Here is an 11,278-nt window from a genome sequence, read left to right as displayed (position 1 = left end):
CCGAGCGCGACAGGTTCCTGGCCGTCGGATGTCTCGTGGTCTCGCCGGGTGGGGTCGCTGTCGGCGACGAGGTGACCGTCGCCGATTGACCGCTCAGCCGGCGGTCGCGGACAGCGCAGGGATGTCGCGCAGGTCGAACGCGGCAACGGCTCCCACGACGATGGTCGCCGGGGCGTCGATGTCGATCCCGCCGAGGTCGGCCAACTCGCAGCGCACGACTTCCTCGGAATCGGTCGTGGCGGAGCGGATTGCCGCGACCGGCGTGTCGGCATCGAGACCGCCAGCGATCAACTCTGCCGCGATCGCACCGCGATGGGTGACACCCATCAGGATCACGATCGTGCCGCCGACTCGCGCGAGCGAGCGCCAATCGATGTCGGGTTCGCCCGGGCGGCGATGACCGGTGACGACGGTGAACGCCGCCGACACCCCACGGTGTGTCACCGGGACGCCGGCTGCGGCGGGGGCCGCGATCGACGACGTGATCCCCGGGACCACCTCGTACCCGACGCCCGCCTCGCGCAGGGCGAGTGCTTCCTCGCCGCCGCGTCCGAAGACGAACGGATCGCCGCCCTTGAGTCGTACGACCCGCAGATCCTGTTGCCCGAGCTCGACGAGCAGCGTGCAGATCATCTCCTGGGGAACCGGACGGCCGACGCGCTTGCCCACGTCGATGCGTTCGACGTGGTCGGGGATCAGTGCCATCACGCCGTCTCCGACGAGCGCGTCGTGGACCACGATGTCGGCCTCTGCGAGCAGTCGGGCAGCCTTCATCGTGAGCAGTTCCGGGTCGCCCGGACCGGCGCCGACCAGGGACACCGTCATTGCGACACCCCGCTCGACGTCAGTTCGCGCTCGGCCGCGCGTTGTGCTCGGCGAGACGTGTCCGCGGGGAGCAGCGACTGCAGGACGTCCCACTCCTGGCTCGCGGCCCAGTCTCCGAAGCTGATGTCTCCGTTCGTCGTCGCACTGAAGCGTTCGAGCAGCGGGCGCAGCAGATCCGGAATGTCGGTGAGCGGCACGTCGGCACGCAGGCTGCGGGCGAGGCGATCGCCGGCCGGTGATCCGCCGACGAGGATGTCGTAGCCACGCTTGGATCGTCCGACGATGCCGAGTTCGGCTGCGTACGGTCGCGAGCAGCCGTTCGGGCAGCCGGTCATGTTCAGTCGGAGCGGGAGGCCGGTGTTGCCGGTGTCGGCGAGCACTTTCTCGAGTCGGTCGACCACGTCGGGCAGGACGCGTTCGGACTCGCCGAGCGCCTTGGCGCAGGTGGGCAGCGCGGGGCACGCGATCGCGAGGTTGCGGGTCGGGCTCTGGTCGGATGCGAGCGGTACACCGTTCGCATGCAGGAGGTTCTCGACGGTCTCGACTTCGCGCGGATCGATCCCGACCAGGAGCAGGTCCTGGCGTGACGTGACGCGCAGCGCGCGGACGGTCCCGTCGGCGATCAGGCGCCGCAGCGCCCACCGCAATCCGCCGGCGACCTTGCCCGACGGCACCGGCAACCCGAGCGTCATCCGCGCCGCCGCGGATCCACCAACATCCGGATCGGAGGCGATGGTGTGCCAGCCGTGGTGGGACTCGACTTCCCAGTCGGGGAGATCGACGGGCGGTGCAAGGATGAGCCCAGTGCGTTCCTCGACCTGCGCGCGCAGCCAATCGATGCCACGCTCCTCGAGCAGGTACTTGAGTCGGGCGCGACTGCGATCGTCACGGTTTCCGTGGTCGCGCTGTGTCGTGACGATCGCCTCGACGACGTCTCCCACGTCCGACGGCGGGACCCACGCGACCGGTTGCGCGAGCAGCGGGTAGGTGTCGTCGGGACGGTTGTGACTCATCCCCATTCCGCCGCCGGCGAGGACGACGAATCCGGTGAGCTCACCGGTCGTTCCGTCGGTCAGCGTCGGGACGAGTCCGACGTCGTTGGCGAAGATGTCGACGCAGTTGTCGCCCGGCCACGCGATCGCGATCTTGAACTTGCGCGGGAGGTACGCCTCGCCGTAGATCGGCTCGACGTCGTCGATCGGAGCGATCGCGCCGGGTGCGATGGCACTCGGCCGTTCCGCGGACACGGCCTTCTCACCGTCGACCCACAGCTCCCAGTACGACTCGGTCTGCGGGCGGAATCGGGCGATCATCTCGGCGACGACCGGCTCGATCACGGCGCGGCGTTCGGGATGGGGGAGCGGGCAGGCCATCACGTTGCGGACGACGTCACCGCACGCCCCGAGCGTGGTCAGCAACGAGGCGTTGATCCCTGCGACGAGTTGCTTCAGTTCGTTCTTGTAGACGACGTGGTACTGGACGCCCTGCCGTGTCGTGAGCCGCAGCTTGTCGTCGGCGAGGGCGGACATCCGATCGAGCGCCAGCCATTGCTCGGCAGTGATCACTCCACCGGGCACCGATGCGCGGACCATGCACGAATAGTCGACCGGCAGCTTCTGCTGAGTTCGGGCCCGGCGGACGTCCCGATCGTCCTGCTGGTAGATCCCGTGGAACTTCAACAGCATCTCCGCGTCGTGCTCGAAGCTGACCGCGTCATCGGCCAGTTCGGTGCCGATCGTTCCGGCGAGGTACTTGCTGTCGATCTTGATCTGCTCGGCGCTCACGTCATCTCCTCTGCGTCTTCGTTGCCCCCATTCAATCAATACCCGACAAAAACGGTCAACTTTGTCGTGATTCAACGGAGACGGTGCGGTGAGACATGCCCTACGCTGGGGCGATGTCCGGAAAGAATTCGACGTCGCGGTTCTCGTATCCGGTGTTTCTCGATCTCGACGGCGTCATGGTGCTCGTCGTCGGCGGGGGACGGATCGGTGCCCGCAAGGCCGGCGGGCTGGCGGCAGCGGGTGCGCGGGTGCGACTCGTCGCGAGTGAAGTGAGCGCGCACGTCGACCGTTCGACGACGAACGAGGTCCGGGAGCGACCCTTCGAATCGGCCGACCTCGACGACGTGCGTCTCGTGGTCACTGCGACCGGGGACCACGACATCGACCAGGAGATCTCGGCTGCGGCCCGCTCCCGCGGAATCTGGACCAACGCCGCCGACCAGCCGGTCGACTGCGAGTTCATCCTGCCGGCGATCACGCGCGCCGGACGCGTCACCGGGGCGATCAGTACCGACGGAGCGAGCCCTGCCCTTGCCGGATACCTGCGCGACCGACTCGCCGAAATCCTCGACGATCGGGTCGCCGAGATCGCCGACACGCTGGCCGCCGAGCGTCGGGCGATCCAGGATGCCGGCGGCTCGACCGAGGACATCGACTGGCAACCGCGGCTGCGGGAACTGTTCGACGCGGGCGGTCCCGCGGCCGAATGAGCCGTAGAGTTCGGCGCTGATGGGCGGACGGCGACGGCGGACTCGAATCATCGGCGCCGTGCTGGCTGCGGCGGCGCTCGTCGCGGCGTGCTCATCCGGATCGGGCGTCACCACCGAGTCGTCCGACACGATCGTCGCCGACGACACGTCGGTCGTCCCGACCGCGACCGACCCGACCGACGACGTCGATGATCCTCAGTCGAACGATGACGGCGAGGCGGTCGATCTGCCGTCGCTGTCGCCACTCGATCCGGCGACCCTGACGGGCACACTCGACAACGGCCTCCGATATCTGATCCGCGACAACGACAACCCCGGGGGGAAAGCCGAGTTGCGCCTGGCGGTCGATGCGGGATCGGTGCTCGAGGACGAGTCCCAGCTCGGTGGCGCGCACTTCCTCGAACACATGCTGTTCAACGGCACGGAGCGGTTTCCCGAGAACGAACTGGTCGACGTCCTGCGGAGCTTCGGCGCGGGATTCGGGGCGGACATCAACGCCCGGACGAGCTACGACGAGACGGTCTACATGCTGACCGTGCCGAACGACGACGACATCGTCGAAACCGGCCTCGACGTCCTCGAGGACTGGCTGTCGTCCGCGACGATCGATCCGGCGGACGTCGACGCCGAGCGCGGCGTCGTGCTCGACGAGTGGAGGTCGCGGAGTCAGACGTCCGACGGGCGGATCACCCAGGAGTTCTCGGACTTCATCCTCGACGGAAGCGCCTACGACGATCGCAGCCCGATCGGCGGGAGCGAGGCGATCGAGACGATCACAGCCGAGGATCTCCGCCGGTTCTACGACGACTGGTACACCCCCGAGAACACGACGGTGATCGTCGTCGGCGACATCGATCCGGAGAACGTCGAGAGCTGGGTGATCGAACGCTTCTCTGACGCCGAGCCGCAGGGGACCGATCCCGAACGTCCCGACGTGGCGGTCGAGCCGGTCGACGTCGCGCGGGTGGACGTCGTCGACGATCCGGAACTCGCCGAGGGAGCCCTGAGCGTGACGCTCCCGTGGATGGACCCGACACTCGATCCCGATGAGGTCGAGCTCGCGGAGCAGCGTTCGATCCTCGACTCCCTGGCGTTCGACATCATCGCCACCAGGCTCGACAACGACGCGCTCCGCGACGAGGCGTCGTTCGAGCGCGCAGGTGTCGCCTCGGCGTCGCTCGTGCGAGGCCTCGACGCGCCCGGGATCCAAGTCGATGTAGATGGTGCGGAGGTCGAGGCGTCGATCCAGGCGATCGTCGACGAGTTCGAACGGGTGGCCCGGTTCGGCTTCACCCAGGCCGAGTTGGACCGCGCGATCGCAACCCGACGCCGCTCGGCCGACCGACTCCTCGACGGGAGTGGATCGCGCCAGGACGTCTCCTACGCCGACGAGTATGTGCGTCACGCGCTCGAAGGCGAGTGGTATGTCGAAGCCGAGCGCGAGTTCGACTTCATCACCGCAGTGCTGGATGCGGCGACGCCGGAGTCGGTGGCTCAGGTGCACTCCGACCGGTACGAGAACGCCGGGGCCCAAGCGTTCGTGTCGGTGAGATCCGATGAGCTCGAGGACGTCGTGCCGACGGAGCAGTTGGTCGCGATCTTCGACGATGCGGCCGATCGTGATATCGAGCCGCGGCCCGATGAGGCAGGGATCGGCGATGAACTCGTGGCTCGCCCCGAGCCGATCGACGAGGTCGACAGTTTCGCGCTGGCCGACGATCCGACCCCCTTCCAGAATCCGACGGTGCTCGAGTTCGACAACGGTGTCACCATCGCCTTCAACCCGACGACGATCGTGGAGGGGCAGGTGTATTTCGAAGCGCGCAGCCCCGGAGGGTTGGCCGCGGTCGCCGATGATGACGTCGCCGTCGCGCAGGCGCTCGGAACCGTGATGGCCGACAGTGGCGCCGGCGCGTTCGATCGCGTCGACCTCGACAACTTCCTCGATGACAAGGATGTCGCTTTCCAGGCATCGGTCGACCCGTTCACCGATGCGATGGCTGGGACGGCTGCGACCCGCGATCTCGAGACGCTGCTCCAGTTCGTGCACCTGATGATGACCGATCCGACCGCCGACGAATCCGCCGTGGAGCGCTTCGTCGACGACCAGTTGCCGCTCGCGCAGAATCCCTCGATCGACGTCGGCTACGCCCAGCTCGATGCGTTGCTCGACGCCCGCTACGACGACCCGCGGTACCTCCTACCGACTCCTGAGACACTCGAGACGATCGACGCGGAGGGGATCGAACGCGTCGCCACCGAACGTTTCGGGTCTGCCGACGACTGGGCGTTCACGTTCAGCGGCGACTTCGACGCGGAGGAGGCGATGGATCTCGCCCGCTCGTATCTCGGCAGCCTTCCGACGTCGTCGAGCTCCGATGAACTGGACTTCACCGAGGAGCTGCCACCCGACGGTGCGGTGGAGGTGGACGTTGCCGCCGGACAGGGCGACGCGGCGAACGTGGCGTGGTTGTACACGTCGGAGGCGACGGCGAACCGGCGCGACGACGTGTTGGCGCAGGTCGTGCAGGAGGTCGTCGGCAACCGACTCACCGACTTCATCCGGGAGGAACTCGGCGACTCGTACTCACCGGCGGTCTCGATCGACGTCGGTGGGGGTTCATCACCGGCGGTCGAGACGTACCTCTCCGTGTCGACCGCACCCGAATTGACCGACGAGGTCTCAGCGGCTGTCCTCGACCAGCTCGACTCGCTGCGCGCAGACGGACCATCCGAACGCGAAGTCGACAACGCGCTCGCAACGGTCGGCGAACGGCTCAGCTTCATCAGCAACGCGCAGATCAACGACGAGATCCTCGGCGTGCTCGTCGACCCCGACGGCAACGAGTCGTTCGAGGATTTCATCTACCAGGCCGTTCTGGTCGGTGACATCTCCGACGACGACGTCCGCGACGCGATGGCCGAGTGGATCTCCGACACCGACTACATCGAAGTCACCGTCGCGTCCGGGTCGTGACCGGGCCGATTCGCCGGTCAGTGGCGGGCGTTGACGGTGCGCTGCGACACCTCGATCAGCTCACCTCCACGGATCTCGTAGCTCACGACGTGGTCGACCGAGTGCTGTCCACTCCGGGCCTTGCCCGATACCACGTCGATCCCGGTGCCGTCGACGAGCGGCAACAGCGCAACCGCGCGGAATCCCTCGTCGGTTCCCGGCGACGAGCGCTTGTCCTCGCGCAGCAACAGTGACGACTCCCAGATCCACGTGTCGTCGACGCTCACGAACCGACACTTGTGGCTGGCCCTGGACTTCGACACCATTCCGCCCGGACACACGACGACGTTTCCCTCGACCCACGGCAGAACCGCCAGGCCGTCGCGTCCGAACGCGGTCTCGAACGCCGACGCGATGATCGCGTCCTCATCCCCGGTTCCGATCGCGCGTTCGATCTGCACCTGCCGGACGACCTCGGCCACGTTGTGGAGCTCCGAGTCGCTCATGTCGCGGATCATGGCGATCAGCGCATCGGAGAACAGGGCGTCGGAATCCATGTCGCCAGTGTGGCAGAGGGGTACCTCAGAACGACGTAGACAACCCGTGGACTCTTCCCCTGTCGGCACGCTTCCGCGTGCGGGACAACGGTCACACGTGACGTACTGTTGGGACATGCAGACCAAGGCAGCAATTCTCTGGGAAGTCAACGCGCCGTGGAGCGTCGAGGACATCGAACTCGACGATCCGAAGGAGGGCGAAGTTCGGGTCAAGCTCGCGGCGTCGGGGCTGTGCCACAGTGACGAGCATCTCGTCACCGGTGACCTGCCGTTCGAGCTGCCGATCATCGGTGGGCACGAAGGTGCTGGCGTCGTCACCAAGGTCGGGCCGGGTGTGAGCTGGCTCGAGGAGGGCGATCACGTCGTGTTCGGGTTCATCCCGTCGTGCGGACGCTGCCCGAGCTGTTCGACCGGTCACCAGAACCTGTGTGATCTCGGTGCGATCATGGGAGCGGGCCTCCAGGCGACCGACATGACGTCGCGCCATCACCGTGGTGACGATGATCTTCGACTGATGTGCATGCTTGGAACGTTCGCGCACGACACGGTCGTCAACGAGGCGAGCTGCATCAAGATCGACAAGGACGTTCCGCTCGACCGAGCGTGCCTGCTCGGTTGCGGCGTAGTGACGGGCTGGGGCTCGTCGGTGTACGCCGCCGAAGTCGTCCCCGGTGACGTGGTCGCCGTCGTCGGTGTCGGAGGCATCGGTGCCAACGCGATCCAGGGAGCCAAGCTCGCCGGCGCGAAGCAGATCTGGGCGATCGACCCCGTCGAATCGAAGCGCGAGAAGGCGATGGAGTTCGGAGCCACCCACACCGCGGCCTCGATGACCGAGGCGCTGGAGCCGCTCGGCGCTGCGTCGTGGGGCACGATGGCCAACAAGGTCGTCCTGACGATGGGCGTCGGATCGGGCGAGTTGATGGGCGAAGCGCTCGCGCTCACCGCCAAGCGCGGTCGTGTCGTCGTCACCAACATCCACCCGGCGCTCGAGATGTCGGCCAGCATGAGCCTGCTCGACCTGACGCTGATGGAGAAGCAGGTCGTCGGCTCGCTGTTCGGCTCGGGCAACCCGCGCGCCGACATCCCCAAGCTGCTCGGCCTCTACCGCGACGGCCAGCTCGATCTCGACGGACTCGTCACCAAGGAGTACACGCTCGACGGTGTCAACGACGGCTACGACGACATGCGCGCCGGCAAGAACATCCGCGGCGTGATGATCTACAGCTGACGTACCAACTGGGGTCAGACCCCAGTTGATACACATCGCTGCTGACGGTGATCGTGGTGTTCCCCGATCTTCGAGAATCGGGCGTGGACAACTAGGTTTCGCGCAGGCGCCGACCGGTGCCACCGATACCGAGGGGACCAGGGTGAGAACGAAGGCAGCCGTACTACGCGGACTCGGCCAGGACTGGGACGTGGTCGACATCGAGGTCGACGCACCGAAGACGGGCGAGATCATCGTCGAATGGAAGGCCGCAGGGCTCTGTCACAGCGACGAGCACATGGTCACCGGCGACATGGTGCCGCCCGTCGAATCGTGGGGCGCACTCGGAATCGAGGATCTCTGGCCGATGATCGGTGGCCACGAGGGCGCCGGAGTCGTCGTCGAGGTCGGGCCGAACGTCGGCTCGGTCGCTGTCGGTGACCACGTGGCCGCGTCGTTCGTCCCATCGTGCGGCCGCTGCCGATACTGCTCGACCGGCCGTCAGAATCTCTGCGACGCAGGAGGCGGCACGTTCCTGACCGGGATGATCACCGATGGCACGAGCCGCCATCGCATCATCGAACCCGACGGGGCCGAGCTGAACATGCTCGCCAAGCTCGGAACGTTCGCCCACCACACCTGTGTCGCCGAATCCCAGGTCGTCAAGGTCGAGCCCGATCTGCCCCTCGAGGCGGTCGCGCTCGTCTCGTGCGGCGTCGCGACGGGGTTCGGGTCGGCCACCGAACGCGCGGGTGTGCGTGCCGGAGACACGGCGGTGATCGTCGGTGTCGGGGGCATCGGCATCAACGCCGTCCAGGGCGCCGCGATCGCGGGAGCGAAGCGGGTGATCGCGATCGATCCGCTCGAGTTCAAGCGGGAGAAGGCGATGGAGATGGGTGCCACCCACACCTATGCGTCGATGGAGGAGGCGTTCCCGCAGGTGCAGGAGATGACCTGGGGCCAGATGGCCGACCAGGTGATCATGAGCCCCGGCGTGCTCTACGGCGAGATGATGGAACTCGGGACGAAGCTGGCCGGCAAGGGCGGCACGATCGTCGTCACAGGCATCGCGCCGATGACCCAGACCGAGTCGTCGATCAACCTCTTCGAACTCGCGATGTGGAACAAGGAGATCAAGGGCACGATCTTCGGGTCGCTGAACCCACGTGCCGACATCCCGCGCCTGCTGGGGATGTACCGCGAAGGCCAGCTGAAGCTCGATGAGCTGATCACGAAGACCTACCCGCTCGACGAGATCAACGAGGGATACCGCGCGATGCGTGACGGCGAGAACATCCGCGGGGTCATCCTGCATGGCTGACACCGCCGCCGCGACGACTGCGGCCACGAACGGCTCCGAACGGAACATCCAGAGCACCAACGGTGAGCTCCATCAACTCGTCGACCGGCTGTCGACCGGAGTCGTCGGACGCGTGCGCGAGATCGAGTTGACCGTGGCGGCGATCTCCGCCGACCGGCACATCGTGATCGAGGGCCCGCCCGGCACCGGGAAGTCGACGCTGCTGCGTGCGGTCGCGCGCGAGCTTGGAATCGGATTCGAGTTCGTGGAGGGCAATGCCGAGCTGACGCCGGCGCGCGTCGTCGGCCACTTCGATCCGGCGCGGGTTCTGAGCGACGGTTACGACCCCGACGTGTTCGTGCCCGGACCGCTCGCGTCGGCGCTGCGCGACGGCTCATTGCTGTACATCGAGGAGCTGAACCGCATCCCGGAGGAGACGCTCAACGTCCTGATCACCGTGATGAGCGAGCGCGAGATCACCGTCCCCCGGCTGGGTCGTCTCGAAGCGGCGCCGGGGTTCCGGCTGGTCGCAGCGATGAACCCGTTCGACGCGGTCGGCACCGCTCGGATCTCCGGCGCGGTGTACGACCGCATGTGTCGGATCGCGGTCGGCTATCAGTCGACCGACGACGAGACGTTGATCGTGCGTCGCGCGGTCGGGCTCGAACCGACCGAGGAGACTCAGGCACCCACCGACTGGATCGGTCTCGTCGTCGAACTGGTGCGCGCGACGCGGTCCCATCCCGATGTGCGCGTGGGGTCGTCCGTGCGCGGCGCGATCGACATGGTGTTCGTCGCGACGTCGCTCGCCGAGTTGCGCGAGTTGCCGGTGCTCGCACCGAAGGTGTCGCTCGACGCTGCCCTCGTCGCTCTCTCGGGGCGGATCCGTGTACGTGAGGGAACCACGCGCACGCCCGAGGAGATCATCACGGAGCTGTGGGAAGCCACGTTCAATCGCTCGACCGGTGACGGCGGAGGCGACCCCGAGGGAAAAGCGGTCGCCCCGAACGGGGCCACGACCTCCCCCTGAAGCCACCCCCCGCGAAGGAGGGTGACGCAGCGGACGACGAGGTCGCATCCGCGCGCAAGAAGACGACGTCGCGGCGCGAGCTCGCTCAGCAGCCGCAGTTCGACGAGGTGTCACCCGAAGTCGGCGAGATCGACGAAGCCGCAGTCGAGCAGGCGATGCAGGACGATCCCGATGAGATGCTCGCCCTGCTCGCGAACCTGACCGGCGCGACCGATCAACGCTTGCGCGAGTTGGCGCGTCGGCTCGCGGGGCGGCTGTTCCTCGACGTCGCCAAGCGAGGCCCGACCCGCCCCCGCGGGACGGGCAAACTCACCACGCAGCGATACCGGCCCGATGGCGGTGACCTCGACCTCGACAGCAGCCTCGACGCGGTGATCACCGCGCGGGCAGAACGCTCCGCGATCGACCCGGACGATCTCAGGATCCGGTCGTGGTCGACTCCGACGACTGCGATCTGTCTCCTCGTGGATCGCAGCGGATCGATGGGTGGTCGACCATTGGCCACCAATGCGGTGGCCGCGTCGGCGGTGGCGTGGCGTTCGCCCGACGACTACTCGGTGATGTCGTTCGGCAAGGACGTCGTCGCCGCCAAGTCGCAGGACATCCACAAGTCGAACGAGGCGGTCGTCGATGCCGTCCTCGCCCTCCGCGGATTCGGGACGACGGACGTCGCGGGCGCCCTGAACGCGGCGCGCGATCAGCTCTCTCGATCGTCGGCGACGCGCAAGATCACCGTGCTGTTGTCCGACTGTCGGGCAACGGTCGACGGTGACGCGGTCGCTGCTGCGGCAGGCCTCGACGAGTTGGTGATCGTCGCCCCCGAATCGGACAGCGACGAGGCCGAGATCCTCGCTCGTCGCGCCGGTGCCCGGATGACCACCGTCGACGGACCGTCGGACGCTGCCGCTG

9 protein-coding genes are annotated in these 11,278 nt (G+C 67.2%); 6 read left to right on the top strand and 3 right to left on the bottom strand.

Going from position 1 to position 11,278, the window contains the following annotated elements:
* Positions 1 to 93: 93 nt before the first annotated feature.
* Entirely contained in the window at positions 94 to 825 is a 732-nt protein-coding gene (gene cobA, locus WBV89_RS18990) for a uroporphyrinogen-III C-methyltransferase (protein WP_423982894.1), read from the bottom strand.
* Positions 822 to 2,609: an NADPH-dependent assimilatory sulfite reductase hemoprotein subunit gene (locus tag WBV89_RS18985; protein ID WP_423982893.1), complete on the bottom strand. Its 1,788-nt coding sequence runs from the start codon at positions 2,607 to 2,609 to the stop codon at positions 822 to 824. The genes cobA and WBV89_RS18985 overlap by 4 nt, the downstream gene beginning before the upstream one ends.
* Positions 2,610 to 2,722: 113 nt before the next feature.
* Between WBV89_RS18985 and WBV89_RS18980 the strand changes: the two genes are divergently transcribed.
* Positions 2,723 to 3,319, top strand: coding sequence for a precorrin-2 dehydrogenase/sirohydrochlorin ferrochelatase family protein (locus WBV89_RS18980; RefSeq protein ID WP_423982892.1), 597 nt, complete (start codon positions 2,723 to 2,725; stop codon positions 3,317 to 3,319).
* A 19-nt stretch (positions 3,320 to 3,338) separates the two neighbouring features.
* Positions 3,339 to 6,296, top strand: a complete 2,958-nt coding sequence (locus WBV89_RS18975; RefSeq protein WP_423982891.1) for a M16 family metallopeptidase — start codon at positions 3,339 to 3,341, stop codon at positions 6,294 to 6,296.
* A gap of 17 nt (positions 6,297 to 6,313) precedes the next feature.
* Here WBV89_RS18975 and WBV89_RS18970 read toward each other — a convergent pair whose 3' ends face one another.
* Complete coding sequence (locus tag WBV89_RS18970; protein ID WP_423982890.1) at positions 6,314 to 6,832, bottom strand: hypothetical protein; 519 nt, start codon at positions 6,830 to 6,832, stop codon at positions 6,314 to 6,316.
* 115 nt (positions 6,833 to 6,947) lie between these two features.
* Between WBV89_RS18970 and WBV89_RS18965 the strand changes: the two genes are divergently transcribed.
* The 4 genes from WBV89_RS18965 to WBV89_RS18950 all read left to right on the top strand — a co-directional run.
* Positions 6,948 to 8,060, top strand: a complete 1,113-nt coding sequence (locus WBV89_RS18965) for an NDMA-dependent alcohol dehydrogenase (protein WP_423982889.1) — start codon at positions 6,948 to 6,950, stop codon at positions 8,058 to 8,060.
* 142 nt (positions 8,061 to 8,202) lie between these two features.
* On the top strand, positions 8,203 to 9,360 hold the full coding sequence (locus tag WBV89_RS18960) for an NDMA-dependent alcohol dehydrogenase (protein WP_423982888.1): 1,158 nt from the start codon (positions 8,203 to 8,205) through the stop codon (positions 9,358 to 9,360).
* Positions 9,353 to 10,369: an AAA family ATPase gene (locus WBV89_RS18955; RefSeq protein WP_423982887.1), complete on the top strand. Its 1,017-nt coding sequence runs from the start codon at positions 9,353 to 9,355 to the stop codon at positions 10,367 to 10,369. The genes WBV89_RS18960 and WBV89_RS18955 overlap by 8 nt, the downstream gene beginning before the upstream one ends.
* 107 nt (positions 10,370 to 10,476) lie before the next feature.
* On the top strand, positions 10,477 to 11,278 hold an 802-nt coding region (locus tag WBV89_RS18950), incomplete at its 3' end, for a vWA domain-containing protein (protein WP_423982886.1).

The sequence above is a fragment of the Ilumatobacter sp. genome, assembly GCF_049588435.1.
Taxonomy (GTDB): Bacteria; Actinomycetota; Acidimicrobiia; order Acidimicrobiales; family Ilumatobacteraceae; genus Ilumatobacter_A.
Note: the sequence above shows the minus strand (reverse complement) of the source record. Positions and strands in the feature narration are given on the sequence as shown.

Excerpts from the sequence above, each read along its gene's own strand:
- cobA (WP_423982894.1), bottom strand. The coding sequence starts at position 825 with ATGACGGTGTCCCTGGTCGGCGCCGGTCCGGGCGACCCGGAACTGCTC.
- WBV89_RS18980 (WP_423982892.1), top strand. The coding sequence starts at position 2,723 with ATGTCCGGAAAGAATTCGACGTCGCGGTTCTCGTATCCGGTGTTTCTC.
- WBV89_RS18975 (WP_423982891.1), top strand. The coding sequence starts at position 3,339 with ATGGGCGGACGGCGACGGCGGACTCGAATCATCGGCGCCGTGCTGGCT.
- WBV89_RS18970 (WP_423982890.1), bottom strand. The coding sequence starts at position 6,832 with ATGGATTCCGACGCCCTGTTCTCCGATGCGCTGATCGCCATGATCCGC.
- WBV89_RS18965 (WP_423982889.1), top strand. The coding sequence starts at position 6,948 with ATGCAGACCAAGGCAGCAATTCTCTGGGAAGTCAACGCGCCGTGGAGC.
- WBV89_RS18955 (WP_423982887.1), top strand. The coding sequence starts at position 9,353 with ATGGCTGACACCGCCGCCGCGACGACTGCGGCCACGAACGGCTCCGAA.